28 protein-coding genes are annotated in these 25,012 nt (G+C 68.5%); 7 read left to right on the top strand and 21 right to left on the bottom strand.

Annotation, left to right across the window (positions count from 1 at the left end):
* Positions 1 to 25 precede the first annotated feature (25 nt).
* From ABD108_RS12705 to ABD108_RS12670, 8 genes are all read right to left on the bottom strand, one after another.
* Complete coding sequence (locus tag ABD108_RS12705) at positions 26 to 1,141, bottom strand: glycosyltransferase (protein ID WP_255585847.1); 1,116 nt, start codon at positions 1,139 to 1,141, stop codon at positions 26 to 28.
* Complete coding sequence (locus tag ABD108_RS12700) at positions 1,138 to 1,374, bottom strand: acyl carrier protein (RefSeq protein WP_220659356.1); 237 nt, start codon at positions 1,372 to 1,374, stop codon at positions 1,138 to 1,140. The genes ABD108_RS12705 and ABD108_RS12700 overlap by 4 nt, the downstream gene beginning before the upstream one ends.
* Before the next feature lie 199 nt (positions 1,375 to 1,573).
* On the bottom strand, positions 1,574 to 2,470 hold the full coding sequence (locus ABD108_RS12695; protein WP_220659357.1) for an amino acid--[acyl-carrier-protein] ligase: 897 nt from the start codon (positions 2,468 to 2,470) through the stop codon (positions 1,574 to 1,576).
* 10 nt (positions 2,471 to 2,480) lie between these two features.
* Positions 2,481 to 2,930, bottom strand: coding sequence for a DUF350 domain-containing protein (locus ABD108_RS12690; protein WP_305111591.1), 450 nt, complete (start codon positions 2,928 to 2,930; stop codon positions 2,481 to 2,483).
* A complete protein-coding gene (locus tag ABD108_RS12685; RefSeq protein ID WP_220659359.1) occupies positions 2,927 to 4,132 on the bottom strand; it encodes a glutathionylspermidine synthase family protein in 1,206 nt (401 codons plus the stop codon). The genes ABD108_RS12690 and ABD108_RS12685 overlap by 4 nt, the downstream gene beginning before the upstream one ends.
* Before the next feature lies 1 nt (position 4,133).
* On the bottom strand, positions 4,134 to 4,916 hold the full coding sequence (locus tag ABD108_RS12680) for a hypothetical protein (RefSeq protein WP_220659360.1): 783 nt from the start codon (positions 4,914 to 4,916) through the stop codon (positions 4,134 to 4,136).
* A 33-nt stretch (positions 4,917 to 4,949) separates the two neighbouring features.
* On the bottom strand, positions 4,950 to 5,237 hold the full coding sequence (locus tag ABD108_RS12675; protein ID WP_255585848.1) for an acylphosphatase: 288 nt from the start codon (positions 5,235 to 5,237) through the stop codon (positions 4,950 to 4,952).
* Positions 5,237 to 5,674 (bottom strand): OsmC family protein, encoded by a 438-nt coding sequence (locus ABD108_RS12670; RefSeq protein WP_220659361.1) that lies wholly within the window; start codon positions 5,672 to 5,674, stop codon positions 5,237 to 5,239. The genes ABD108_RS12675 and ABD108_RS12670 overlap by 1 nt, the downstream gene beginning before the upstream one ends.
* 63 nt (positions 5,675 to 5,737) lie before the next feature.
* Here ABD108_RS12670 and ABD108_RS12665 point away from each other — a divergent pair, with 63 nt between their 5' ends.
* Positions 5,738 to 6,232, top strand: coding sequence for a hypothetical protein (locus ABD108_RS12665; protein WP_220659362.1), 495 nt, complete (start codon positions 5,738 to 5,740; stop codon positions 6,230 to 6,232).
* A 16-nt stretch (positions 6,233 to 6,248) separates the two neighbouring features.
* On the opposite strand, the gene mutM is transcribed toward ABD108_RS12665, so the two are convergent.
* The 7 genes from mutM to ABD108_RS12630 all read right to left on the bottom strand — a co-directional run bounded on the left by mutM (position 6,249) and on the right by ABD108_RS12630 (position 11,892).
* Complete coding sequence (mutM, locus tag ABD108_RS12660; protein WP_220659363.1) at positions 6,249 to 7,109, bottom strand: bifunctional DNA-formamidopyrimidine glycosylase/DNA-(apurinic or apyrimidinic site) lyase; 861 nt, start codon at positions 7,107 to 7,109, stop codon at positions 6,249 to 6,251.
* Positions 7,109 to 7,873, bottom strand: a complete 765-nt coding sequence (gene rnc, locus ABD108_RS12655; RefSeq protein ID WP_220659364.1) for a ribonuclease III — start codon at positions 7,871 to 7,873, stop codon at positions 7,109 to 7,111. The genes mutM and rnc overlap by 1 nt, the downstream gene beginning before the upstream one ends.
* Positions 7,870 to 8,457 (bottom strand): YceD family protein, encoded by a 588-nt coding sequence (locus ABD108_RS12650; protein WP_220659365.1) that lies wholly within the window; start codon positions 8,455 to 8,457, stop codon positions 7,870 to 7,872. The genes rnc and ABD108_RS12650 overlap by 4 nt, the downstream gene beginning before the upstream one ends.
* Before the next feature lie 72 nt (positions 8,458 to 8,529).
* Complete coding sequence (locus tag ABD108_RS12645) at positions 8,530 to 9,321, bottom strand: DivIVA domain-containing protein (RefSeq protein ID WP_220659366.1); 792 nt, start codon at positions 9,319 to 9,321, stop codon at positions 8,530 to 8,532.
* A gap of 102 nt (positions 9,322 to 9,423) precedes the next feature.
* Positions 9,424 to 9,900, bottom strand: coding sequence for a pantetheine-phosphate adenylyltransferase (gene coaD / locus ABD108_RS12640; protein ID WP_220659367.1), 477 nt, complete (start codon positions 9,898 to 9,900; stop codon positions 9,424 to 9,426).
* Positions 9,897 to 10,457, bottom strand: a complete 561-nt coding sequence (gene rsmD / locus ABD108_RS12635) for a 16S rRNA (guanine(966)-N(2))-methyltransferase RsmD (protein WP_220659368.1) — start codon at positions 10,455 to 10,457, stop codon at positions 9,897 to 9,899. Before rsmD ends, coaD begins: the two co-directional genes overlap by 4 nt.
* Before the next feature lie 22 nt (positions 10,458 to 10,479).
* The gene (locus tag ABD108_RS12630) at positions 10,480 to 11,892 is read right to left on the bottom strand and encodes an MFS transporter (protein ID WP_255585849.1); all 1,413 of its coding nucleotides are present in this window, start codon (positions 11,890 to 11,892) and stop codon (positions 10,480 to 10,482) included.
* A 207-nt stretch (positions 11,893 to 12,099) separates the two neighbouring features.
* Here ABD108_RS12630 and ABD108_RS12625 point away from each other — a divergent pair, with 207 nt between their 5' ends.
* Positions 12,100 to 13,725, top strand: a complete 1,626-nt coding sequence (locus ABD108_RS12625) for an alkaline phosphatase D family protein (protein ID WP_220659369.1) — start codon at positions 12,100 to 12,102, stop codon at positions 13,723 to 13,725.
* On the opposite strand, the gene ABD108_RS12620 is transcribed toward ABD108_RS12625, so the two are convergent.
* Positions 13,698 to 15,083 carry an LLM class flavin-dependent oxidoreductase gene (locus tag ABD108_RS12620; protein ID WP_220659370.1) on the bottom strand — a complete coding sequence of 462 codons (1,386 nt, stop codon included), beginning with the start codon at positions 15,081 to 15,083 and terminating at the stop codon, positions 13,698 to 13,700. The two genes, ABD108_RS12625 and ABD108_RS12620, sit on opposite strands and share 28 nt — an antisense overlap.
* Before the next feature lie 62 nt (positions 15,084 to 15,145).
* The gene (locus ABD108_RS12615; protein WP_305111583.1) at positions 15,146 to 15,526 is read right to left on the bottom strand and encodes a VOC family protein; all 381 of its coding nucleotides are present in this window, start codon (positions 15,524 to 15,526) and stop codon (positions 15,146 to 15,148) included.
* A gap of 39 nt (positions 15,527 to 15,565) precedes the next feature.
* Between ABD108_RS12615 and ABD108_RS12610 the strand changes: the two genes are divergently transcribed.
* The 5 genes from ABD108_RS12610 (at position 15,566) to ABD108_RS12590 (ending at position 19,720) form a co-directional block, all read left to right on the top strand.
* Complete coding sequence (locus ABD108_RS12610; protein ID WP_343930470.1) at positions 15,566 to 16,429, top strand: ribokinase; 864 nt, start codon at positions 15,566 to 15,568, stop codon at positions 16,427 to 16,429.
* Positions 16,426 to 17,292 carry a Vgb family protein gene (locus ABD108_RS12605; protein WP_343930469.1) on the top strand — a complete coding sequence of 289 codons (867 nt, stop codon included), beginning with the start codon at positions 16,426 to 16,428 and terminating at the stop codon, positions 17,290 to 17,292. Before ABD108_RS12610 ends, ABD108_RS12605 begins: the two co-directional genes overlap by 4 nt.
* Positions 17,293 to 17,411: 119 nt before the next feature.
* On the top strand, positions 17,412 to 17,942 hold the full coding sequence (gene ectA / locus ABD108_RS12600) for a diaminobutyrate acetyltransferase (protein WP_220659374.1): 531 nt from the start codon (positions 17,412 to 17,414) through the stop codon (positions 17,940 to 17,942).
* Positions 17,943 to 17,999: 57 nt separating this feature from the next.
* Entirely contained in the window at positions 18,000 to 19,331 is a 1,332-nt protein-coding gene (ectB, locus tag ABD108_RS12595) for a diaminobutyrate--2-oxoglutarate transaminase (RefSeq protein ID WP_255585850.1), read from the top strand.
* Positions 19,328 to 19,720 carry an ectoine synthase gene (locus ABD108_RS12590; protein ID WP_220659375.1) on the top strand — a complete coding sequence of 131 codons (393 nt, stop codon included), beginning with the start codon at positions 19,328 to 19,330 and terminating at the stop codon, positions 19,718 to 19,720. Before ectB ends, ABD108_RS12590 begins: the two co-directional genes overlap by 4 nt.
* A 27-nt stretch (positions 19,721 to 19,747) precedes the next feature.
* On the opposite strand, the gene ABD108_RS12585 is transcribed toward ABD108_RS12590, so the two are convergent.
* From ABD108_RS12585 to ABD108_RS12570, 4 genes are all read right to left on the bottom strand, one after another.
* Positions 19,748 to 21,226, bottom strand: a complete 1,479-nt coding sequence (locus tag ABD108_RS12585) for an amino acid permease (protein ID WP_343930468.1) — start codon at positions 21,224 to 21,226, stop codon at positions 19,748 to 19,750.
* Between the two features lie 92 nt (positions 21,227 to 21,318).
* Positions 21,319 to 22,200 (bottom strand): serine/threonine-protein kinase, encoded by an 882-nt coding sequence (locus tag ABD108_RS12580; protein ID WP_343930467.1) that lies wholly within the window; start codon positions 22,198 to 22,200, stop codon positions 21,319 to 21,321.
* 33 nt (positions 22,201 to 22,233) lie between these two features.
* Positions 22,234 to 23,595: an MFS transporter gene (locus tag ABD108_RS12575; protein WP_220659378.1), complete on the bottom strand. Its 1,362-nt coding sequence runs from the start codon at positions 23,593 to 23,595 to the stop codon at positions 22,234 to 22,236.
* Positions 23,596 to 23,624: 29 nt separating this feature from the next.
* Positions 23,625 to 24,995, bottom strand: coding sequence for an MFS transporter (locus ABD108_RS12570; RefSeq protein ID WP_343930466.1), 1,371 nt, complete (start codon positions 24,993 to 24,995; stop codon positions 23,625 to 23,627).
* Positions 24,996 to 25,012 lie beyond the last annotated feature (17 nt).

Below are 25,012 nucleotides of genomic sequence, written 5' to 3'. Positions count from 1 at the left end.
GCATCGCCGGGGTCGAATCGCGAGGTCACAGCGACTCCACCACGGTTCGCATCTGCTGGCGGAACCGCTTAGGGCAGAAGCTTTCCGCCCTGGCGCGGATCACCTGCGGATCGAACGACTCGTCGCGGAATCCCGACATCGCGGCGGCGAATCCGGCGACGACGCCGTCGTCGTCGCTCGGTGGGACCAGCACGCCGGTCACGCCGTCGATCACCGAATCGAGCACGCCGCCCTCACCGAGCGCGATGACCGGGGTGCCGCACGCCATGGCCTCCACGGGCACGATCCCGAAGTCCTCGACTCCCGGCATCAGCACCGCCCGCGCGCGCTGCATGAGCTGCACCATGCGTGCATCGTCGACCCGCCCCACGAACGTGGTCTCGGGGCCGGCGAATTCGCGGCACCGTTGCTCCCACCGGCCCTCGCCCGCCACGATGAGGCGGACCCCGGCGGCCCGCGCCGCGCGTACTGCAAGGTCGGCGCGCTTGTAGGGCACCAGCCGGCCCGCCATGAGGAAGTAGTCCTCCCGCTCCCCCGCGGGCCCGGTACTGAATCGGGTCACGTCGACGGGCGGATGGACGACCTCGGCCTCGCGGCCCCACCACTGTTCGATCCGGCGGGCCACCACACTCGAGTTCGCCACGATCCGGGTGAAGCTCGGCGCCGCGGCTCTCTCGACGGCGCGGGCCTGCTTCGCCAGCAGGGCCAGCGCCAGGCGGCCGGCCGGCGAATTCGCCTCACCCGCCCGGAGGGTCGAGTCCCAGGCCCAGCGCGCGGGCGAGTGCACATAGCCGACGGTCGGCACGCCCACCGTCGGCGCGGCGGCTGCTGCCAAGGCGAAGTGACTGATCACCACGGCATCGACATCGCCGACGTCGACCCCGCGAAGAGCAGCGGGGGCCAGGGGCATCAGCGGCGCGTGCGAGCGGAGGCCGCCGGCCCGGTACGCCCGGTACAACCGATCGAGCCGCGTCGCGCGAAGCCGGCCCGCGAGCTCGACCGGCACGATCGCGGGATCGGCGAACGGGACGTACACGGGCGCATCGGGCCACTCCCGGAGCAACTCCTCGATGACGGACTCCGCGCCCCCCATCTCCGTCCACCGCTCGTGGACGATCGCGATCCGCGATCCCGAACTCACGCTCGGAGCCCGTCGATCATCTCGGTCAGCGCGCCGAGCGATCCGAAGGTCTCCTTCTTGAGTAGCCGATCAGGGATCTCGATATCGAACTCGTCCTCGATGGCGACCATGACGGCCACGCTGGCGTGCGAGGTCATTCCGAGTGCGTAGAGATCGTCGTCCGTAGCGATGGAGTTCGCATCCACGGCGAGCTTGCCGTATTTGCCGAGAATGGAGCGCAGCGTCTGTTCCACGGCGCACGACCCCCTCTGATCGATTGTGCCGACAGTGAAGTATTGCTACATGGGTTGCCCATCCGGGCGACCAGTCATGTCAAGCTACACCAGCGTCACGAAGATACGCGATGCGATCGCAACGAGTCGCCGCGGTGTGCGCACGGGCCCTCCGTCGGTGACCACAACCCCTGCACGGACGCGCACGTCGGACCGGTGATCACACCCACGACGGGGTCACACCGTGCGTGCGCACCATCGCCAGGACGATCCGTTCGATCCCGAAGCCCACGCACGAGCTGTGCGCCGGCGCGCCGTCGGACTGGAGGATGTCGAACCTCTGTCCGAAGTGATCCTGGTGGTTGTTGCAGGAGGCGACGGCGGTCGCGGGGTTGTCCGGCCCGTACAGCGGTATCACCAGTTCCGTCTTCAACGCCTGGTCGAGTTGGTTGGCCTTGAGCATCCTTCCGGCCCGACCGAAGAACGGATCGTTCGCCGTTTCGGGCCGCACATCCAGTCCGAGATCGCTCAGCACCGCGGTGGCGCGGCGGATCCACTCGTCGGCGTGCTCCACGGCCTGCGCGGCATCGCCGACCCGCACGTAGTCGTGCGCGCGGAAGGCCTGCATGCGGAGGGGGTCGATCGCGGGCTCGCGGCGGAAGCAGTACCCGTAGACGTCCAACAGGGCGCCCTCGGACGGCAGCGTCCCCGTGAGCGTCGGATAGGCCGGCTGACACGCTGCCGAGACCAGAGCGACCCCGGACGGGCTCAGGTGCCGCTCCCACCCCAAGCCCTCCTCCCGGTCCGCCAGGAGGGCCCGGTGCTCGGGATCGCCGCCGTCGAAGGAGTGGACGCTGCCCGCGAGATCGGGGAACGAGGCGACGTAATCGGTCCGGTCGAGCGTCTCGCTGGGGAAGACCGGAGGAAACCGCAGGGTGCGGGGCCGGGTGGCGAAGGCCGCAGCGGCTTCGGTCGACACCCGCGCATCGATCTTCGCGACCACGGCTTCGAACTGCTCACTTCGGCCGTAGAGGCCGTCCATCCCGGTGGGGACGAGCCAGTCGTGCGCGATCAGGTCGTCGCGGAACCGGCGCCGCGCCTCGTCCAAGCTCGACATCGGGGGCCGGCTAGAAGACTGCCATCGCCACGATCAGGCCGAGGGCCACGTGGCAGGCGGCGATCACGCGGGCCTGCGGCAGGAAGACGTCCGCGTGCATGAGCTCGTCCAGGTCCACACCGGTCACCAGGTCCAACACCCGCACGCACACGATCTGCGCGATGATGCCCACCAGGCCGTAGACGAGCGCGTAGGTCACGCCCTCCACGAGGCGACCGCCCGCGGCGTAGATCGCCACCACGATGATGAAGGCCATCGAGAGCATGCCCGCGGCGGTGATGTAGGTGGCATTGGGCTTGCCCGCCTTCACCAGCTCACGCAGCTTGCCCGGGGTCGACAGGTCGACCGCGTAGAAGCCGACGACCATGAGGACGAGGCCCACGAGCGCGTACAGGCAGATCGCGCCGATACCGCGGCCGATCGTGTTCAGCTGCACATCGGCGAGGAGTGTCACGTTCACGAGGCGGGGGTCCCTTTCGGAGTGATGCGGTGCGGTACGAAGGCGGCACCGTCGTCGGTGATGAGGCCGGAGGTCTCACGGATGCCGATGCCGGCGGGCTCGTCGCCCACGATCCAGGCGCCGATCACGGGATGGTATCCGTCGAACTCGGGCAGCGGGTCGAACAGCTGGTACACGTAGCCCTCGGCGCCGTACACACCGCCGGTGGCGGTCTCGCGTCCGGCGTCCACGATGGTGAGGTTCGCTCCCTCACGTCCCAGCTTCGGCTTCTTCACGTACTCGGTGAGGAAGCCCGGGTTGTCGATGTAGGCGGGCAGCAGATTCGGGTGATCGGGGAACATCTCCCAGAGCACCGCGAGGATCGCCTTGTTCGACAGGATCGTCTTCCACAGCGGTTCGATCCACGTGGTGGCCGGGAGCGATTCGGCCACGCGCTTGCCGAAGTCGTCCTCCAGCACCCACTCCCACGGGTAGAGCTTGAAGACGGCGTTGATCGGGGCGTCCTCGAGATCGACGAAGGTCTTGAGGTCGTGATCCCAGCCGATGTCTTCAATGGGCAGCCCCACGGTGTCGAAGCCCGCCTCGGCGGCGGTCTCCTGCAGGTAGCCGGTGGTCACGTGATCCTCGCCGGATTCATCGGCACTCGACCAGGAGAAGTGCAGCTCCGACGGCGGGATGACCTTCTTGACCTCGGCCCAGCGCTCGACGAGGGACTCGTGCAGCGAGTTCCACTGGTCGTAGCCGCCTTCGTCCCACGGACGAACATCCGGCGCGGTCTCCTGGAACCAGTACCACTGCACCACAGCCGCTTCCAGCAGCGAGGTGGGCGTATCGGCGTTGTATTCGAGGAGTTTCGCGGGACGGCGTCCGTCGTAGCGCAGGTCGAACCGGCCGTAGACGTGGGGATCCTGCCGCTTCCACGACTCCTCGATCGGTCCCCAGGCCCACTCGGGAATGCCGAAGTCGGCGTACCGCTCGGTGAGGATCACGTTCTCCACGGCCTGCAGGCACATCGAATGCAGTACTCCCACCTGGGCTTCCAGGGAGAGGACCTCGTCCATGTCGAACTCGTAGAAGACCGACTCGTCCCAGTACTCGCGGCTACCGCCCGAGCCGTCGCGCGCGGGCGTGCCGAACACCAGACCCTGCGACTGGATCGTCTGGCGCCAGTTCGGGCGGGGCGTTCCCCGCATTCGCCGCACGTCAGGACCCGCCGGACTTGGAACCACCGCTGGAGCCGCCCTTGTTGGACGTTCCGAGGCCACCGCGATCGATGTTCTTGCCTCCGTTGTTGCTGTTGCCCGCGTTGGTGCCGCCCTTGTTCGAGCCGCCCGAGTTCGCCGCCGGCGGTGGGGGCTTGCTCCCCGCGTTCGACTGACCGCTGTTGTTGAACGAGGTGGCCTTGCCCGGATCCACGGCCGCACCGGACTGCGTGCGGAAGTTGGTGTTCGCGGGCCGGTCGTAGGAACCGCCGACGACGCGGCCGTTCGCGACGGCGCCGCCGTAGTTGTACCGGTAACTCATGCCGTTGAGCAGAATGAAACCCGTGACGGGGTTGTACGTTCCGGACGAGCAGTAGTTGTCGGAGACGACCTGGCCGTCGACGGTGCAGTAGGCCGTCTCGGTGCGGGCCGGCACGGAGCCGCCGTTGTCGTCGGGGATGGCGGCGTACAGCAGCGCGATGGTGCCGACGACGCCGACGCCGACGCCCGCGCCGATCATCTGCTTGCGGCGGCGTGCCTTCTTCGCGAGCGCCTCGGCTGCCTCACGGGCCTGCTGCTCCTGCTCCTGGACGCGCTGGCGCTGCGCCCGGGTACGGGCGCGGGCCTCGGCCACGGTCTCCGGGCGGGCGCGTGTGGTCTCGTCCTGCTGGCGCATCCGGCCGGGGCGCCGGGGCTCGTCGACGGTGTCCGGCAGGGACACGGTCGGCGGCATGCCGGGCACCGGAGGCAGATAGTTCGACTCCGGCCCGGGGATGTCTCCCACCGGCCTGTTCTCAGGGACGGGCGGCTGCATCGCTCACCTCTCCTCGAAGTACGGGAGCCCACCGCGCGCGGGCCCGAACAACTCCACCACCAGGTCGACGCGACCGGGACCATCACCCGACCACAGCCGCTCGAGCAGAGTGTCGCATGCGGATCGATCCCCTTCGACCACCACCCGGACCCTCCCGTCCGGCTGATTGGCAGCGTATCCGAGCAGGCCGAGTTCCAGGGCCTGCGTCTTGGTCCAGTAGCGGAATCCCACTCCTTGGACTCCACCGTGCACCCAGGCCGTCATGCGCGCCTGCTCATCGACCACGGACATCACTCCGTGGTGATGTCGAGATTGACGACGGCGCCCGCCTTGATCGTGCGCCCCACGGTGCACACCTGGTCGATGGACCGCCGCGCCACCAGGAGGAGCCGCTCACGCGCCTCCTCGTCGAGCTCGGAGAGGTCGAGTTCCAGGACCTCGTTCAGCTCGGGGTAGGTCTCGTTCTCGCGGTCCGCGTCGCCGGAGACGCGGACGGTGGCGTCGTACCCGTCGCCGAGGCGGCGCGCCAACGGACGGTCGGAGGCCATCCCGGTGCAGGCGGCGAGGGCGATCTTCAGCAGCTCACCGGGCGTGAACACGCCCTCGACATCGGCGGAGCCGACGAGCACCTCGGCACCGCGGGAACTGCGGCCGACGTAGCGGCGCACGCCGGTGCGCTCCACCCACAGTTCGGTCGCAGGGGTCGGGGCGGTCGGATCGTCGGCCATGCGACCAATCTACCCGCACCGTCGGCCTTCCCCGGGTTCGACGGCCAGCGGTACGGTCCTTGCATGCGGACACGATGGTGGATCTTCCTCGGTTCCGTCCTTCTCTGCGGCGCCGCGCTGACGTGGGCGGCGGTGTCCGGTCCCGATCCGTTTCCGACCCACTTCTCCTTCCGCGGCGATGCCACGTCGTGGGCCCCGAAAAGCGAGGCGCTGACCACCCTCGGCCTGCTGGCGGGCGGGCTCGCGATCCTGTTCGGCGGACTCGCGGCGTTCGCACCGAAGCTGCCCGATTCGGCGATCAACACCCCGCGTCGCGGGTACTGGTTGACACCGCAGCACCGCCCGGAGTTCGACGCGACCATGTCCCGGTTCTTCCTCGCCATCGGCGCCCTGACGCAGCTCATGTTCGCGGGCATCTTCCTGTGCGCGACCGCGCAGCCGAGCGGCGGCACCGTCGCCCTCGTTCCCGCGATCGGCCTGCTCGCGATCCTGGGCGTCGTCGTCTATCTCGTGCAGCACCTGCTCACCGCGCCCGCCCGGTCGTCGTCGCCGTCGTGATCGCCGGCGGTAGCGGTCAGCGGCGCGGCACGGTCTGGCAGGTGGGACAGAAGTGCGATCCCCGGTTCATGAATTGCTCACGCCGCATGATGGTTCCGCAGCGGCGGCATGGCTCACCGTCGCGCGCGTAGGCGTTGAGGGATCGCTCGAAGTAGCCGGATTGCCCGTTGACGTTCACGTACAGCGCATCGAAGCTGGTGCCGCCCTGGTCCAGTGCCCTACGCATCACGCCGGTGGCATCGTCGATGAGCCGGCCCAGCGCGGGCTTGGTGAGCGCGGAAGCGTGGCGCCGCCCGTGAACGCCGGCGAGCCACAGTGCCTCGTCGGCGTAGATGTTGCCCACGCCGGAGATCACCGTCTGGTCCAGCAGGACGCGCTTGATCTCCGTGTCCTTGGCCTTCATCCGGCTGATCACTGCGGCCCGGTCGAATCGCTCGTCCAACGGATCCCGGGCGATGTGCGCCACCGATTCCGGGACGAGGGTGCCATCCACCTCGACGAGCGGGTCCACCGCCCAGCCGCCGAAGGTGCGCTGGTCGACGAACCGGAGCACGGCACCGTCGTCGAGCCCGGCCCGGATGCGCAGGTGCGTGTCCAGCCCCTCGCCCACCAGCATCTGACCGCTCATGCCGAGGTGCACCACGACCGCGGTGTCGGCGGGCCGGCCGCCGCGCTCGAGCGGGAGCCAGAGGAACTTGCCCCGGCGCTCGGCCGACGAGACCGTGCTGCCGGTGATCTGACCGATCAGGTCGGCGTCGCCCGCCACGTGGCGGCGCGCGGCGCGCGGGTGCAGCACCTCGACCGAGGTCACCGTGCGACCCACCAGGTGATCCGCCAGACCGCGGCGCACCACCTCGACCTCGGGCAGTTCGGGCATCAGGCCGGCTCGGGTGCGGCCGATTCCTCGGATCCGGCGGTGACGGAATCGTCGGCGTCCAGCGCCTTCCAGGCCGCGGCGGCGGCCCTCTGCTCGGCCTCCTTCTTGGTGCGGCCCACGCCCTCGCCGAGGTCGCGCTCGTCCACCACGACCACGGCGGTGAACTCCTTGTCGTGGTCCGGGCCCGTGGAGGTGATCCGGTAGGCGGGCACCCCGAGGTCGCGCTCGGCGGTGAGCTCCTGCAGGGAGGTCTTCCAGTCGAGCCCGGCGCCCATGGTGGACGAGGTGTTCAGCATCGGCTCGAACAGGCGCAGCACCACGTCACGGGCGGTGTCGATGCCGTGCTCGATGTGGATGGCGCCGAGCAGAGCCTCCATGCCGTCGGCGAGGATCGAGTCCTTGTCGCGGCCGCCGGTGAGCTCCTCGCCGCGGCCGAGGTACAGGTGCGCGCCGAGGCCGCCCTCCCCCAGCTTGCGGGCCACCCGGGCCAGCGCGTGCATGTTGACGACGCTGGCGCGGATCTTGGCGAGTTCACCCTCGGGCTTGTCCGGATGCGTGGTGTACAGCCACTCGGTGACGGAGATACCCAGCACGCTGTCGCCGAGGAACTCGAGGCGCTCGTTGGTGGGGAGCCCGCCGGCCTCATAGGCGTACGAGCGATGGGTCAGGGCCAGGGTGAGCAGCTCGTCGTCCAGCCCGACGCCCAGTGCCTCCAGCAGCGGGGTGCGATCCGACGCGGGCGGCGCGGGCAGACGCTTGCTCACGTGCGGTCGGCCTCGCCCTCGGCGGCGCCGGGGCCGAACTTCGCGAGCTTGGCCCACCGCGGGTCGATCTGCTCGTGGGCGTGGCCGGGCTCGAGCTCGGCGAGACGCTCACCGCAGCCCTGGCACAGGCCCGGGCAGTCCTCGGCGCACAGCGGGGAGAGCGGCAGTTCCAGCGCGACGCCGTCGATGATGGCCTGCTCGAGATCGATCATGTCGTCGTCGATGCGGAACATCTCATCGTCGTCGGTGGTCTTGTCGGTCTCACTGTCCGGGTACGCGAACAGCTCGGTGAGGAACAGGTTGACCGCGCCGGAGACGTCGGCGAGGCACCGCGCGCACTGTCCGGTGGTGTCGGCGCTCACGGTGCCGGTCACCAGCACGCCCTCGGAGACCGCCTGCACCTGGAGATCCATGTCGATCTCCTCGCCGGTGTCGATGCCGATGAGGTCGACGCCGATCCGACCGGGGGCGGCCACGGTGCGGTGCACCTGCGCCGATGTACCGGGCCGGCGGCCGAAGCTGCGGACATCGAGGACGTACGGCTTACCGGCCGGCTGACGTACGGCCGTCTGGATTTCGTTCACAACTACCTCGGTGTAGGTCGACGATTCGAGTCAAACACCCGAGTGTACGTCCGATGCGGTGTGGTGCGCCAGCTACCGCGCCTCGGCGCGGGAATCGGCGAATTCCTCCAGGTAGCCGTCGGTGGCGCCGTGGTCGCTGTAGTCGTGCACACCGGCCGCGGTGCGCAGCTGCTGACGGCCGCGGTTCACCGAGCGGACGGTGGCGCCGAGCACCTCTTCGAACTGCGCGAGCTTGGTGTCCACGTACACGTCGCACTCGCCACGCAGCCGGTCGGACTCGGCGTGGGCGGCGTCGATGATGCGATCCGATTCGGCCTTGGCGGCCGCGACCACCTCGGTGGCCGAGACGAGGCGCTCCTGCTCGGCGATGCCCTCGGCAACCGAGCGCTGGTAGGTGGCGTTGCCGTCGGCGGTGAGACGGTCGGCCTCGGCGCGGGCGCGGCCGGTGACGGCCTCGTACTCGCGCTGGGCGCCGCGGCGGATGCGCTCGTCCTCGGCGCGGGCCTCAGCGACCAGGCCGGTGGCGTGCTGGTGCGCCTCGGCGACCATGCGGTCCGCCTGCGCCTTGGCGTCGGAGAGGATGCGATCGGCCTCGGCGCGCGAACGGCTCAGCGTGGCGTCGGCCTCGGAGTTCGCCTGGTTGACGGTGGTGTCGTAGTGGGTACGCGCCTCGCTGACCAGGCGATCCTTCTGATCGAGCACGTCCTGTGCGTCGTCGAGGTCGGCCGGGAAGGCGTCGCGGATGTCGTCGAGGAGTTCGAGGACGTCGCCGCGCGGTACGAGGCAGCCCGCGGTCATGGGGACGCTGCGCGCCTCCTCGAGGATCGCTCCCAGCTCGTCCAGCGCTTCGAAAACTCGGTACACGGCCTTACCCCTTCGCCCACGGTCACCTCGTGGCGACCGCTACACCATTGTGACGCGTGGTGCCGCTGATTCGTCGGATCCGCCCGGGCGCGTGTCGGTGGTTCAGCCGCCGAGCTTGGCGTCCAGCGCGGCCTGCACGTTGGCCGGGATCAGCGCCGAGACATCACCGCCCAATTTGCGCACCTCCTTGACCAGGGAACTCGACACGTACGAGTACTGGGGTGCGGTGGTGAGGAAGGCGGTCTCGACGTCGGTGAGGTGCATGTTCATGCCCGCCATCGGTAGCTCGTAATCGAAGTCGGTGGAGTTGCGCAGCCCCTTCACGATGCAGGCCATCCCCCGATCGCGGGCGTAATCGACGAGCAGGCCCTCCCACCGTTCGACGGTGACGCCCGGCAGGTCGGCGATGTTCTCCTCGATCAGCGCGATCCGCTCGTCGATCGAGAACATCCCCTGCTTGTTGGGGTTGACCACCACGGTGATCACCAGCTCGTCGAAGAGCTTCGCAGCGCGGCGGAAGATATCCAGGTGGCCGTTGGTCATCGGGTCGAACGATCCGGGGCAGCACGCCTTACTCATGCCGGTAGATCCTGCCAGACGGCCATCTCGATGCGGGTCTCCCCGTAGTCGCGGTTCATGACGGGTTCGAGTCCGTCGGGCCAGGTCGCCGACGGTGTGCGCGCCGACCGCTCCAGCACCACGTAGGCGTCGGGATTGAGCCATCCGTGCGTGAGGGCGGCCAGGTCGGCGTCGACGGTGGCGGCCGGCACGTCGTAGGGCGGGTCGAGGAAGACGAGGTCGAAGGGCTCGGGCGTGCCGCCGAGGTAGCTGCCCGTGCTCCCCCGGCGCACCGTCGCCCCCGGGAGGCCGACGGTGCGGGCGTTGTCCTTGGCGATCGCAGCGGCCTTGGCGTCGTGATCGACGAGGACGGTGCGCGCCGCGCCACGGGACAGCGCCTCCAGCCCGAGCGCGCCGGATCCGGCGTAGAGGTCGAGGACGGCGAGGTCGTCGAAGTCCAGGCGTGCGACGAGCGCGCTGAAGACGGCCTCGCGCACCCGGTCCGAGGTGGGGCGGGTGCCGCGGGGCGGCACCGCGAGCCGGCGCCCGCGGGCCGCCCCCGCGATGATCCTGGTCATGGGACCAGTGTCGCAGCAGCGATCAGGCCGCGGCCTTCGCCTCCTCGATCTGCGCGAGTCGCGTGGCGTTGGTGTCCGGACCGGGTACCTCGGTGCCACGGATCGAGCAGCCCTTGGTCTCCTGCAGGAAGGGCAGTGCGATGAGGCCGATCACGCAGGCGCCCATCATGTAGACCGCCGGGAAGAGGTTCCACCCGGTTCCCTCCACCACGGCGTCGTTCACCAACGGCGCCGTGCCGCCGAACATCGCCGTGGCCACGTTGTAGGAGATCGCGAAGCCCGCGTACCGCACCTGCGTCGGGAACATGGCCGGGAAGGTCGCGGTGATGGTCGACAGCTGCGGGATGTACAGCAGACCCAGCACCACGAATCCGAGTACCGCCCACCAGAACCCCTGGCCCATGAGCCAGAACATGGGTACGGCCATGACGAGCAGGCCGATCAACGAGATCCACCACATCGGTTTGCGGCCGGTGCGGTCGGACAGTGCGCCGAAGAACGGGATGCACAGCGCCATGGCCAGTTGGCCGATCAGCATGAGCACCGAGGTATCCGATTCGGTGAGGCCGATCGTGTTCTGCAGGTACGTGGGCATGTAGGCCAGCAGCGTGTAATTGGCCACGTTGAGCGCGACCACCATGCCGAACATGATCATGATGGGGCGCTTGTAGTCCCGCAGTAGCGAGGTGAAGCGATCCCACGCCGAACCCTGCGCCTCCTGCTCGTCCGCCATCTCCTCGAACACCGGGGTGTCGTCGAGCTGGTTACGCAGGTACCACCCCACGAAGCCCAGTGGAATCGCCACGAAGAACGGGATCCGCCAGCCCCAGGAGTACATCTCCTCGCTGGTCAGGAACTGCTGCATCATCAGCACGAAAGCGGTGCCGCCCGCGAAGCCGCACATGGTGCCGAATTCGAGGAAACTCCCGTACTTTCCGCGTTTGTCGTCGGGCGAGTACTCCGCCATGAAGGTGGCGGCGCCACCGTACTCGCCGCCGGTCGAGAAGCCCTGGACCACGCGCAGGCCGATCAGCAGGATCGGTGCCAGAACACCCACCTGGGCGTACGTCGGGAGCACGCCGATCAGTGCGGTGGAGGTTGCCATCAGCAGAATCGTGGTGGCCAGCACCACTTTCCGGCCGAGTCGATCACCGAGCGGGCCCCAGACGAACCCGCCCAGGGGACGCAGCGCGAACGAGACGGCGAACCCGAGCAGTGTGCCGAGTGTGCCGAGGGTTCCGGGGAAGAACGCTTGAGTCAGATACGCGGTGGTGGCGGCGTAGACGCCGTAGTCGAACCATTCGGTGAAGTTGCCCATCGCTGATGCCGCGATGGCCTTGTGCAGTGTCTTCTTCCGTTCCTGCTCGGTCTCCTGGAGCCCCACTGTCGACAGCGGCGAACTCCCGGACGTTGTTGAGTTATCAGGCATGCTCATCAGCCCCTGGCGTTGGTCACCGTGCGGACCGGGCTGCCTGTGGCTAGACGAGCGGGCCCACCGGACGTGTGATTACCGCGCATTCGACGTTAACAGAGTTGATGTTCGGTTCTCGCCTTCGCCGTTCACCTGGTGGACACCCTCTCCCATCCGCGCTGGTAACCCGGTGTTCGCCGGCCGGGAACTCGGCTGCGCCATCCTCCTCGCATGCCCCTCAGCGATTCTCAGTCCAGCCCGCTTCGATCCGCCTCCTCCCGGCGATCCGTCCTCAAAGCCGGTGCCGCCGGCGCGCTCCTGATCCCCGCGGGATCACTCCTGGCCGCGTGCGGCGGATCGTCCTCGACGGGAGCCGGCGCGTCGTCGTCCGGGCTGGTCACGGGCCGGCCGAACCTCACGCACGGCATCGCCTCGGGCGATCCGCGCACCGACGGCGCGCTGATCTGGGCGCGGTCCGATGCACCCGCGCGGATGATCGTGGAGACCGCGTCGTCGGAGTCCTTCTCCAATGCGCGCCGCTTCGAGGGACCGCAACTCGATCCGTCGAGCGACGGTGCGGGCCGGTTCCGCATCACGGGTCTGGAATCCGGCCAGACGGTGCACTATCGGGTCACCCTGGAGGGCGAGAACGGCGCGCGCTCCGAGCAGCTCAGCGGCACCTTCCGCACGGCGCCGTCCGCGGCGCAGAACATCAAGTTCGCCTGGTCGGGAGACGTGGTGGGCCAGGGCTGGGGCATCAACCGGGACGGCGGAATGGCGATCATGGGGGCCATCGCCGATGGCCGCCCCGACTTCTTCCTGCACTCCGGCGACGCCATCTACGCGGACAACCCCGTCCCCGAGACGCAGAAGCAGAACGACGGCGGCATCTACCGGAACGTGACCTCCGATGCGAAGAGCCGGGTGGCGCAGACCCTGAACGATTTCCGGGGGAACTACGCCTACAACCTCACCGATGACCACTACCGCCGGTTCGCGGCGACCGTGCCGCAGCTGATCCAGTGGGACGACCACGAGGTGGTCAACAACTGGTACCCGGGCGAGAGCCTCGCCGGACAGAACCGCAAGGGCTACACGGAGACCGACGTGAACAAGCTCGCCGATGCGGCGTACCAGGCGTGGCGGGAATGGCAGCCCGTCCAGCCCACCGAGGCCGCCGACGGCAGGCTCTACCGCAAGATCTCGTACGGCCCGCTCCTGGACGTCTTCGTCCTCGATATGCGCAGCTACAAAGACCCCAACCCGAATGCCTGGGCGCAGTCCAACGACGCCGGCATCCTGGGCGCGAAGCAGACGCAGTGGCTGATCGACGGACTGACCTCGTCGACCGCGGTGTGGAAGGTGGTGGCCAACGATCTGCCGCTGAGCATCGTGGTCCCCGACGCCGCCACCGATCCCAAGGACGGCGGCCCGAAGTCGATGGAAGCCGTGGCCCAGGGCGAGAACGGCGCCCCGCTGGGCCGTGAGATCGCCTTCTCCCGCATCCTGTCCCAGACCAAGGATGTCCGGAACATCGTCTACCTGACGGCCGATGTGCACTACACCGCCGCGATCTCGTACCACCCCGATCGCGCGGGATTCCAGGACTTCTCGCCGTTCTGGGAGTTCGTCTCCGGTCCGCTCAACGCCGGCGCCTTCCCGAAGAGCCCGCTGGACGGCACCTTCGGCGCCCAGTACGAGTTCGTGCACGCACCGGACAAGGCGAACGTCTCCCCCGCCGAGGGATTCCAGCACTACGGCGAGGTGACGATCGATGCCGGTTCCCGCGCGCTCACCGTGAACCTGCGCGACGCCAAGGGCGCGGCGCTCTACACCAAGGAGTTGGCACCGGCGTAACGGAAGCGCTGGGCGGGGTGATCGGCCGCGAGCCGGTCACCCTGCCCGAAGAGCTTGTGCCGCAGGGTGCCGGGCACGTACTCGCTGGGGTACACGCCCCGGCGGCGCAGCTCGGGGACGATGAATTCGACGATGTCCTCGAACGTGCCGGGGGTGATGGCGTAGGCCAGGTTGAATCCGTCCACGTCGGTCTCCTCGACCCATTCCTGCAGCTCATCGGCCACCCGCTCAGCGGAGCCGACCAGCACCGGCCCCATGCCGCCGATGCGGCCCCACTTGCCGATGTCCTCGACCGTCCACTCCTTGCCCGACGGGTCGGCCTGCTGGAAGTTGGAGACCGCCGAGATGATGGCGTTGGACTGCACATCGCCCACGGGGTCGCTCGGGTCGTAGGCGCCCAGGTCCACGCCCATCCACCCGGACATGAAGACCAGCGAGCCCTCGATGCTGGCGTACCGGTGGTACTCCTCGAGTTTCGCCTGCGCCTTCGCCTCCGTCTCGTCGGTGACGATGGTCAGCAGGGTGTAGACCTTGGCCGAGTACGGGTCTCGGCCGTTGGCGACGAGGCCCTCGCGGATCGTGCGGACGAGCTTCTTCAGAATCTCCTTGGTGGGCGCCGCGACGAAGATCGCCTCGGCGTTCCCGGTCGCGAACTTCAGCCCGCGCGGCGACGCTCCCGCCTGGTAGATGACCGGGGAGCGCTGCGGCGAGGGCTCACCCACGTGGATACCGGGGACGTCGAAGTACTTGCCGTGGTGGTTGATCGGATGCACTTTCGACGGGTCGGTGAAGACGCCGCTCTCGCGGTCGCGGATCACCGCGTCGTCCTCCCACGAGCCCTCCCACAGCTTGTACAGCACCTCGAGGTACTCGTCGGCGTGGTCGTAGCGCTCGTCGTGCTGGAGCTGATCCAACTGCCCCATGTTCTGTGCCGCGGAGGGCAGGTAGCCGGTCACCACGTTCCACCCGATCCGGCCGTTGGTCAGGTGATCGAGGGTGGTCAGCCTGCGGGCGAACGGGAAGGGGTGCTCGAAGCCCGTGCCGGCGGTGATGCCGATACCGAGGTGCTCCGTGGCGCCCGCGATAGCCGAGGCGAGCAGGATCGGGTCCGACACGGGCACCTGGGCGGCGTGCCTGATCGCGGCGTCGCCGTTGCCCTTGTAGGAGTCGTAGATCCCCAGCACGTCGGCGATGAAGATGCCGTCGAAGGTGCCCCGCTCCAACAGCTTCGCCAGGTCCGTCCAGTAGCCGAGTTCCTTGTAGCGATGCGACTGATCCTTCGGGTGCCGCCACAGCCCCGGGGACTGGTGCGCGACGCAGTTCATGTCGAAGGCGTTGAAACGGATCTGACGGGTCATGATGGCCGACGCTAGGCCGCGCGGCTTCCGCCGCCCACCGTTGCGCTCAGGCTGACGCCAGATCAGGCCAGGTTCAACTGCCAGGACACCCCGAATCGATCGGCCACCCACGCGAACGCGGTCGAGAAACCGTAGGAGTCCAGCGGCATCAGGGTGGCGCCGTCGGCACCGAGCGCCGCGGTGAGCCGTTCGAGTTCGGCGCGATCGTCGCAGTCCACGAACAGCGAGGTGGAGGGCGTGAAATCGAAGGCGTGCGGCACCGAACTGTCGCTGACCAGCACGCGCTGCCCCTTCAGATCCAGCTCGGCGAGCTGGATGCCGTGCGCCGGATCGGGGTGCGGCGTCGAGGAGATCACCTCGCCGCCGAAGGTCGCGGTGTACAGCTCGACGGCAGCGGCGGCCTTGCCGCCCTGGAACATGAGGAAGGGCCGAATCGTGGTCATCCTTCGAGGCTAGGCCGCGGCGGGCCGTAGGGTGCGGGCATGACGTCGGTGGTGGTGGTCGGCAGTATCAATCTGGACGTGGTCACGGTGTGCGATCGGTTTCCGCAGCCGGGCGAGACCATCACCGGGGTGTCGGTCTCGTTCGGGCAGGGCGGCAAGGGCGCGAATCAGGCGCGGTCGGCGGCCCGCGCGGGCGCTCGGACGGTGTTCGTGGGCGCGGTCGGTGACGACGATGCCGCCGAGACCGTGCTCGGCTCGCTGACCGCGGCGGGCGTCGACGTCTCCCCCGTGCGACGAGTCCCGGGCAGCACCGGGTTCGCGAACGTCACGGTGGACGGGACCGGCGAGAACCACATCATCGTGGTGCCCGCGGCGAACGCCGAGGTCGAGCTCGACGATGCCGCCCGCGCGGCGATCACCGCGGCCGATGTCCTGCTGCTGCAACTGGAGATCCCGCTTCCGGTGGTCACGGAGGCGGCTCGGACCGCCCGCGCGAGCGGCACGACGGTCCTGCTCAACCCCTCTCCCGTGCAACCGATCCCCGACGAGTTGGTCGAACTCCTCGACGCGGTGATCGTCAACCGCGACGAGGCGGCGGCGCTGGCGGAGGCGATCGCGACCGTGCCGCAGGTGATCACCACACTCGGTGGCGCCGGCGCGCGCGCCACATCGCCGGAGGGCACCGTCGAGTCACCCGGCTTCGAGGTGCGCGTCGTCGACACCACCGGCGCGGGCGATGCCTTCGCGGGTGCGCTCGCGGCGAACTGGAATCGCCCTCCCGCGGAACGCATCCTGCGCGCCAACGCCGCGGGGGCGCTCACCGCCACGGCCCCCGGGGCGGCGGCAGCCCCCTCGAAGGCCGATGTGGACGCCTTCCTCGCCGAGCAGGGCCTCGCCCGATGAGCGTGACGATCCACGAGGTGGGCACGGGAGGGCCGTACGCCCTCACCACCGGACCCGATGGCGCGGTGTGGTTCACGCTGGTCGAGAGCGGGGAGATCGGCAGGTTCGACCCGCGGACGCAGTCCACGACCCGGTTCGCCGTGGGTGAGGGTACCGGCCCCACCGTGATCACCGTGGGCCCCGACGACGCCCTGTGGTTCACCGAGTACCGCGCGCATCGCCTCGGCCGAATCACCGTGTCCGGTGAGGTCACCCACCATGACCTCGCCGCGGGCAGTGGTCCGTTCGGTATCGCACCGGGCCCGGACGGAGCGCTGTGGTTCACCCAGACCGCCACCGATCGGATCGGCCGGATCACCGTTTCCGGCGAGATCACCGAGTTCGAGATTCCCCACCGGGGATCGTTCCCGTCGGCGATCACCGCGGGGCCCGACGGGGCGCTCTGGTTCACCCTGAACGGGGCGAACGCGATCGGCCGCATCGATGCGCGGGGCGAGCTGCGAGTCCACCCGCTCGAACCGGGAAGTGCTCCCGTGGGAATCTGCTCCGCGCCCGATGGGTCACTGCGGTTCGTCGAGATCGGCGCGGGACGGATCGGACGGATCACGCCCGACGGCGCCGTCTCGCACATCGACCTCCCGGACCCGAGCGTGCGCCCGCATGCGATCTGTGCAGCTGCCGATGGCACCGTGTGGTTCACCGAGTGGGCGGGAAACGCCGTCTCGTCGATCGATCCGGCGGGTACCCTCAGCCGCTTCGACCTGGTGGTTCCCGGTGCGGAACCGCACGGCATCGCGGTCGGTGCCGACGGTGCGATCTGGGCTGCCCTGGAATCCGGGGCACTCGCTCGGATCCTGCCCTGAACCACACCGATGTGATCCATGTCACAACACCCCGTCTCTCTGGGGATACGTCAGGGTTTCGAAGGGCAGTTTCGAGCGCGAGGTGATTTCGCGGCGGCCGGTTGTTAGCGTCGAAATCGATGAGCCCGTCTCACAAGAGCAACTCCACAGCCACCGCGAACGCGGGGGTCAGCACCCGGCACCCATCGCTCGACGATGGAGTGCGGCTGTGGGAAATCGCCCGAGACACGGCAGTTCTCGACCTCAATTCGACGTACGCGTACACACTGTGGTGCCGCGATTTCGCGGACACCTCGATCGTGGCCGAGCACGACGGCGCGGTCGCCGGATTCGTCTCCGGATACCGTCGTCCCGAACGCCCGGACACGCTCTTCGTCTGGCAGGTGGCCGTGGATGCGGCCCACCGCGGCCACGGCATCGCGTCCCGAATGCTCATCGACCTGTTGGACAGTCTTGCGGTGGCGGGCGTGACTCGCCTGGAGACCACGATCACCGCGTCCAACACGGCGTCCCAGGAGCTGTTCGGCTCCGTGGCCAAGCGACGTCGTTCCACTCTGACGGTGCGCGACCTGTTCGCCTCGCACCACATCTCCCCCAACGAATCCGACCCCCACGAGCCGGAGCAGCTGTACACCATCGACCCCGTCTGACGGTCTCCGTCCGACGACTGCCGATACCCGCTGACTCCTGGTCACTAGGAGGATCACATGTCCACTCTGACCGATGGAACCATCCGTACCGAGGACTTCCCCGCACAGCGCGAGGTGAGCATCGGGCAGGGCTTCGACGCCGACATCTTCGACAAGCGCGAGTCCGAGGTCCGTAGCTACTCGCGCTCGTGGCCGGCTGTTTTCGACAAGGCCGAGGGCGCGTGGCTGCAGGACACGGAGGGCAACCGCTACCTCGACTTCTTCGCCGGCGCCGGTGCGCTGAACTACGGGCACAACAACCCGATCCTGCGCGACGCTCTGGTCGACTACATCACCAGCGGCCGCATCACGCACGGTCTCGACATGTCGACGGTGGCCAAGGGCGAGTTCCTGCAGACCTTCCAGGACAAGATCCTGGCGCCGCGCGGGCTCGACTACAAGGTGCAGTTCCCCGGCCCGACCGGCGCGAACACCGTGGAGGCCGCACTGAAGCTGGCCCGTAAGGTGACCGGCCGCGAGTCGGTGGTCAACTTCACCAACGCCTTCCACGGCATGACCCTCGGCGCCCTGTCCGTGACCGGCAACTCGATGAAGCGGGCCGGTGCCGGTGTGCCCCTGGTGCATTCGACGCCGATGCCCTTCGACAACTACTTCGACGGCACTGTCCCGGACTTCTCCTGGTTCGAGCGACTGCTGGAGGATTCGGGCAGTGGCTTGAATCTGCCCGCCGCGGCGATCGTCGAGACCGTGCAGGGCGAGGGCGGCGTCAACGTCGCTCGCGCGGAGTGGCTCCGCGCGCTCGCCGATCTGCTCAAGCGCCACGACATCCTGCTCATCGTCGATGACGTGCAGATGGGCTGCGGCCGCACCGGACCGTTCTTCTCGTTCGAGGAGGCCGGGATCACCCCCGATATCGTGACCCTCTCGAAGTCGATCGGCGGTTACGGCCTGCCGATGGCGCTCACCCTGCTCAAGCCGGAGCTGGACGTGTGGCTCCCCGGCGAGCACAACGGCACCTTCCGCGGTAACAACCCCGCGTTCGTGACCGCCAAGGCCGCGATCGACGCCTACTGGTCGGACGACACCCTCGAGAAGGAGACGCTCCGCAAGGGCGCGCTCATCGAGCGGCGCTTCCAGGCGCTGGTCGAGGCCTACCCCGGCGAGTTGTCCACCCGCGGCCGTGGTCTGGTGCAGGGCCTGTCCTTCACCACGCCGGAGAAGGCGGGCGAGGCCTGTGCCGCTGCGTACCGTCTGGGCCTGCTCGCCGAGTCCTCGGGCCCGCGCGACGAGGTGGTCAAGCTGCTGCCGCCGCTCACCATCACCGACGGTGAGCTGGAGCAGGGCCTCGACCTGCTGGAGGCGGCCGTGGCGGAGGTGCTGTCGCGATGATCGTGCGCACCACCGACGAGATCACCGGCACCGATCGCGATGTGGCGGCCGGCAACTGGCGCAGCAAGCGGATCGTGCTGGGCGGCGACAAGGTGGGCTTCTCGTTCCACGAGACCACCATCGAGCCGGGGACCGTCAACGAGTTCCACTACGCCAACCACGTCGAGGCCGTATGGCTGGTGGAGGGCGAGGGCACCCTGCTCGACCGGGAGACCGGCGTGGAGTACCCGCTCGCTCCCGGCACCATGTACCTGCTCGACGGCAACGAGCGGCACACCGTGACCACCCGCACCCGCATGCGGATGCTGTGCGTCTTCAACCCGCCCGTGGTGGGCACCGAGGTGCACGACGAGAACGGCGTGTACCCCCTGGTCGCCGTGCCCGAATAGCACAGGACTCCAACCGATCGCCGTCGATCACTCCTCCTTCTTGGAGTGGTCGGCGGGGATCGGCGGTTCCGGGACCACCGGGTAGTTGCCGGTGAAGCCCTCGCGTTCCGCGGCGATCGCCATGACCCGTCCGCGCACGGCGTACCAACCACCGATCAGCATCGGCACGAGGGCCACGATCGCGATGAGATTCCAGTAGTTCTCGTAGCACATGATGACGACCACGACCGCCAGGAAGAGCAGCGATGCGTAGCTCGTCCACGGCGAGAGCGGCTGCCGGAAGGCGGGCCGGGTGACGATGCCGCGATCGGCCCAGCGGTGCAGCTGGATCTGGCAGAGCAGGATCATCGCCCAGGTGGCGATGATGCCGAGCGCCGACAGATCGAGCGCGATGTTGAAGGCCTCCTCCGGCACGAACAAGTTCAGCACCACCCCGAGCAGGGTGAGCGCCCCGGTCAGGGCGATGCCCCCGAAAGGCACGCCGTTGCGGTTCATCCGGCCGGTGAACGCCGGCCCGCTGCCGTTGAGCGCCATCGACCGCAGGATCCGGCCCGTCGAGTACAGCCCCGCGTTGAGGCTCGACAGGGCCGCGGTGAGCACCACGATGTTCATCACATCGCCCGCGTACGGAACACCGATCTTGGAGAAGAAGGTGACGAACGGGCTCGTCCCCTTGGCGAATTCGGTGTAGGGCACGAGCAGGGCCAGCAGGATCAGTGACCCCACGTAGAACACCGCGATGCGGATGATCACCGAGTTGATCGCGCGCGGCATCACCTTCGCCGGTTCGGCGGTCTCGCCGGCGGCGATGCCCACGAGTTCGACTGCGGCGTAGGCGAAGACCACGCCGGAGACCACGAGCACCAGCGACAGCGTGCCCTGCGGGAACAGGCCACCGTTGTCGGTGATCACCGACAATCCGGTGGCGCGGCCGTCCACCTCGGTGCGGCTCGCGAGGAACACCACCCCGACCACGAGGAAGCCGACGAGGGCGACGACCTTGATGATCGCCGCCCAGAACTCCAGCTCACCGAACAGCTTCACCGAGATCACGTTCATCGCCATCACCACGCCCAGTGCGATGAGCGCGATGAGCCACTGCGGTACGGACTTGAAAGCGCCCCAGTAGTGCACGTACAGCGCGATCGCCGTGACATCGACGATCGCGGTCGCCGCCCAGTTGAAGAAGTACAACCAGCCGGTGACGAAAGCAGTCTTCTCCCCGAAGAACTCGCGAGCGTACGAGACGAAGGACCCCGACGACGGCCGGTGCAGCACGAGCTCGCCGAGCGCGCGCAGGATGAAGAAGACCACGATGCCGCACGCGGCGTAGACGAGGAACAGGCCTGGTCCCGCGTCGCGGAGCCTGCCGCCGGCGCCCATGAACAGGCCGGTACCGATGGCGCCACCGATGGCGATCATCTGGATCTGCCTCGGTGTGAGGCTCTTGTGGTAGCCCTCCTCCTCGTGGGCGAGGGCGGAATTGTCGTAGTCGGTCTGAGTCACGGTCCGGGACTCCCTTTCGCCGCAGTGTGGTCGACTGCGACGAAACTAGAAACTCCGTATGACGGCGAGGGGACCCGCGTGTTACAGGCGCACTAACGACGATGACGACGCCCGCGCGGTGGCGGCTCGACGTCGCGCAGGGTGCGCGCCAGGATCCCCGCCAGCTCGCCGCACGTCTGATACCGGTCCTCCGGTCGCTTGGCGAGAGCCTTCGCGAACACCGCGGTGAGCGACCGCGGCAGCCACGGACGCACCCCGTCCGGAGCGGGTGGCGCCGCGTGCAGATGCGCGAAAGTCGTCGCTAGTCGGGTGGCGCGCGGATACGGCGGTACGCCGGTGAGCAGTTCGAAGGCGGTGGCCGCGAAGCCGTACTCATCGGTGGCGGGGATCGCCGGGCCGCCCCGCAGCGACTCGGGCGCCGCATAGCCGATCGACAGGTCGACGGTGCCCTCGACCCGCGCCGTCCCCGCCTCGTCGACGGCGGTGCCGAAGTCGGTGAGGAACCCGCTCGCCCCGTCCTCACCGGTCTCCACCAGGATGTTCCCCGGCTTCACGTCGCGGTGCACGATGCCCTGTCCATGGGCGGCGTCGAGCGCACTCGCGACGTCCGCCAGCAGGCCGACGACCGCGGGGAGATCCGGCTCCGCCCCGTCGCGCGGTACCAGGGCGGTGGCGGGCGGGCCGTCCACGTACCGCAGCGCCAGCCAGTCCCGCGGCACGGACAGCTCGGCACCGTCGCGCCGGACGTGCGACCGCCCCCGCGCGATGACCGGCACCACATGGGGATCGCTGAACTCCGCCCCGATCGCCGCCTCGCGATCCATCCGCGCCGCGGCCGAACCGTCGTGCGCGCGGGCGATCTTGAGCGCCACCGCTCGGCCCGCGTTCTCCGCGAGAAAGACATCGGCCGACCCGCCCACCCCGATCGGCCGCAGCAACAGGTAGTCGGCGAGCACGTCCCCGGCGGTGAGCACGACCATCAGGATACGAACCGTCGACCCGCCCGGCTACTTCACCGGATCGGGGACGAAGGCGCTGCCCCGCTCGCGGTCGAGGAAGGTCTCGGACTTGTTGCGCAGGCAGAAGATGTACACCGCCAGCGAGATCGCGATGGTGATGGTGACGTAGGCGATGAACCAGGGCACGTGTCCCGACTTCTTCGCCGCCTCGTAGATCAGCGGCGCGGTGCCGCCGAAGATCGAGTTGGCCAGCGCGTAGCCCAGGCCCACCCCCAGGGCGCGGACGTGCGACGGGAACAGCTCCGCCTTCACCAGGGCGTTGATCGAGGTGTACCCGGTGAGGATCACGTAGCTCACGCACACCATGGTGAGCGAGGCGATCGCCACGTGCAGCGTGGGCAGGTAGGTGATGAGGAAGTAGGTGTAGGTGACACCGCCCACGCCGAAGAAGATCAGCATCGGCTTGCGGCCGATCTTGTCGCTGATCATGCCGCCGATCGGCTGGATCACCATGAGGAAGATCAACCCGATGAGGTTGACCCAGGTGGCCGTGAAGGCGTGATCGGTGTACGCGCTCTTGATGATCGCCGGAGCGTTCACGCTGTACACGTAGAAGGCCAGCGTGCCGCCCATCGTGATGAGGAAGCACAGCACGAGCTGACGCCAGTATCCGCCGAACAGCTCACGCATGGTGCCCGACGAGGTGTCCTCCCCCTCGCGCACCGCCGCGAGCTGCTCCTCCGACAGCGACTCGTCCATCGTGCGGCGCAACCAGAAGACCACGATCGCCGCGATGCCACCGATGAAGAAGGCGATGCGCCAACCGAAGTCGGAGACCTGGTCCTTGGTGAACAGCGCCAGCAGGATGAGGAGGGTGAACTGCGCCAGCACGTGGCCGCCCACCAGCGTCACGTACTGGAAGGACGAGAAGAAGCCGCGCCGCTCCCTGGTGGCGGCCTCGGACATGTACGTGGCCGAGGTGCCGTACTCACCGCCCGTGGCGAATCCCTGCACGAGGCGGCACAGCACCAGGATCACCGCGGCGGCCACGCCGATCGTCTCCCGCCCCGGGACCACGGCGATGATGAACGAACAGGCAGCCATCAGGGAGACGCTCATCGTGAGCGCGGCGCGGCGCCCCCGCCGGTCCGCGAAGCGACCGAAGAACCACGACCCGACGGGCCGCATGATGAACGTGACCGCGAAGATCGCGTACACGTACAGCGTGGAGTTCTTATCGGCCTTATCGAAGAACTGGCTCTCGAAATAGGTCGCGAACACGGTGTAGACATAAACGTCATACCATTCAACCAAGTTGCCGCTGGAGCCGCGAAGCGTGTTCCACACCGCTCGCCGGGTCTCCGCCCGTGACGAAACCGGCTCTCTCGCCTCGCCTTCGGTATCTGTCATGTGCACCGCCTCCTGCGTCTGTTCACCCGCTAGATCGCGTCGGCCGAGCGGCCGGTACTCCGGTGCCCCAGCGCAGCCACGGTCACCATCAGCCCGAACATCGCAGCGGCCACCACCGCGAACACCCACACGCTGCCATGCTCGTCCAGCACCGGAAGCAGAATGAACGGAAGGAACGCCGTCACGAGCTTGGTGAGTGAGTACGCCGCCCCGGCCGCCGTGCCCCGGATCGCCGTGGGGTAGGAATCGGCCAGGTACACGTGATAGGCGTTCGAGAACAGGTTCGATGCCAGCGTGTACAGGAAGCCGGCGATCACGATCTGCGCCGGACTCGATGCGAAGCCGAACCACAGCCCGAACGCGGCCATGAGCCCCGCCGACCCGATCACCAGGTACCGGCGCTCCACTCGTTCGACGATCGGCATCGCCAGCGCCGCCCCCAGCGGGTACCCGATGTACGACAACGCGACGAACAACAGCGAGGTCTGGATCGAATACCCCTTCGCCACCAGCACCAGCGGCGCGATGGTGCCGAAGCCGTAGTACCCGAAGACCTCGAGCGCCGAGACGATCCACAGCATCACCGTGCGCCGCCGATAGGGAGGGCGGAAGAGGTCGACGATCGATATCGACTGCGCGGTCACCGGCCTGAGGTGCGGATCGGGCTGTGCCAGCACCTTCCCCTCCTTGACCGCCTGCTCCTCCAAGCGCCGGACGATGGCGTCGGCCTCGTCGTAGCGTCCCTGCGCCTCCAGCCAACGCGGCGATTCGGGCAGCCCCCGGCGGACGAGCCACACCAGGAAGGATCCGAGCGCGCCGAACACGAACAGCAGTCGCCACCCCGCCACATCGACCGATCCCAGGTGGAAGGTGTGCGGGGTCAGCCAGCGCGCCGCGAAGCCCACCACGGGAACACCGAGGAAGGACACCGTGTACGCGAGCGAGATGTACTTCCCTCGGACGTTCTTCGGGAGGAGGTCCGACAGGTAGGAGTCGGCGAGCGCGAACTCGCCGCCGATGCCGATGCCCGCGATGAACCGGGTGACCACCAGGAACGAGACGTTCGGGCTGAACGCGCCCGCCAGCGACATCGCCGAATAGATGGCCAGGTTGATCATGAAGGCGCGGCGGCGTCCCACCCGGTCGGCGAGCCGGCCCATGAACAGTGCGCCGAGGAACTGGCCGATGAACGCCGAGGCCAGCAGGATCTTCAGCTGCTCCGGCCCCAGCGCGAAGTCGCGACGCAGCACCGTCGCGATGGTCGCGGCCAGGAAGTTCTCGTACTGGTCGAAGAACAGGCCGAGTCCGATCACGCCGACCGCGGCGAAGTGCAGCCTGGTCATCGGCAGCCGATCGAGGCGGGCGGCGATCGACGGCACCGATGTCGTTTCCGTGGACATCCTCACAAGGTACTTCG

The sequence above is a fragment of the Tsukamurella strandjordii genome, assembly GCF_039525985.1.
GTDB classification, from domain to species: domain Bacteria; phylum Actinomycetota; class Actinomycetes; order Mycobacteriales; family Mycobacteriaceae; genus Tsukamurella; species Tsukamurella strandjordii.
The sequence above is the reverse complement of the archived record's forward strand: the minus strand, read 5'-3'. Positions and strand labels throughout refer to the sequence as shown.

Bases quoted from the DNA above. Each gene is read 5' to 3' on its own strand.
- mutM (WP_220659363.1), bottom strand. From the start codon at position 7,109: ATGCCCGAACTGCCCGAGGTCGAGGTGGTGCGCCGCGGTCTGGCGGAT.
- ectB (WP_255585850.1), top strand. From the start codon at position 18,000: ATGTCCACTCTGACCGATGGAACCATCCGTACCGAGGACTTCCCCGCA.
- rsmD (WP_220659368.1), bottom strand. From the start codon at position 10,457: ATGACCAGGATCATCGCGGGGGCGGCCCGCGGGCGCCGGCTCGCGGTG.
- ABD108_RS12615 (WP_305111583.1), bottom strand. From the start codon at position 15,526: ATGACCACGATTCGGCCCTTCCTCATGTTCCAGGGCGGCAAGGCCGCC.
- ABD108_RS12670 (WP_220659361.1), bottom strand. From the start codon at position 5,674: ATGGCCGACGATCCGACCGCCCCGACCCCTGCGACCGAACTGTGGGTG.
- ABD108_RS12610 (WP_343930470.1), top strand. From the start codon at position 15,566: ATGACGTCGGTGGTGGTGGTCGGCAGTATCAATCTGGACGTGGTCACG.
- ABD108_RS12590 (WP_220659375.1), top strand. From the start codon at position 19,328: ATGATCGTGCGCACCACCGACGAGATCACCGGCACCGATCGCGATGTG.
- ABD108_RS12695 (WP_220659357.1), bottom strand. From the start codon at position 2,470: ATGTCGAGCTTGGACGAGGCGCGGCGCCGGTTCCGCGACGACCTGATC.
- ABD108_RS12675 (WP_255585848.1), bottom strand. From the start codon at position 5,237: ATGTCCGTGGTCGATGAGCAGGCGCGCATGACGGCCTGGGTGCACGGT.
- ABD108_RS12625 (WP_220659369.1), top strand. From the start codon at position 12,100: ATGCCCCTCAGCGATTCTCAGTCCAGCCCGCTTCGATCCGCCTCCTCC.
- ectA (WP_220659374.1), top strand. From the start codon at position 17,412: ATGAGCCCGTCTCACAAGAGCAACTCCACAGCCACCGCGAACGCGGGG.
- ABD108_RS12605 (WP_343930469.1), top strand. From the start codon at position 16,426: ATGAGCGTGACGATCCACGAGGTGGGCACGGGAGGGCCGTACGCCCTC.
- ABD108_RS12630 (WP_255585849.1), bottom strand. From the start codon at position 11,892: ATGAGCATGCCTGATAACTCAACAACGTCCGGGAGTTCGCCGCTGTCG.
- ABD108_RS12575 (WP_220659378.1), bottom strand. From the start codon at position 23,595: ATGACAGATACCGAAGGCGAGGCGAGAGAGCCGGTTTCGTCACGGGCG.
- ABD108_RS12620 (WP_220659370.1), bottom strand. From the start codon at position 15,083: ATGACCCGTCAGATCCGTTTCAACGCCTTCGACATGAACTGCGTCGCG.
- coaD (WP_220659367.1), bottom strand. From the start codon at position 9,900: ATGAGTAAGGCGTGCTGCCCCGGATCGTTCGACCCGATGACCAACGGC.
- ABD108_RS12570 (WP_343930466.1), bottom strand. From the start codon at position 24,995: ATGTCCACGGAAACGACATCGGTGCCGTCGATCGCCGCCCGCCTCGAT.
- ABD108_RS12665 (WP_220659362.1), top strand. From the start codon at position 5,738: ATGCGGACACGATGGTGGATCTTCCTCGGTTCCGTCCTTCTCTGCGGC.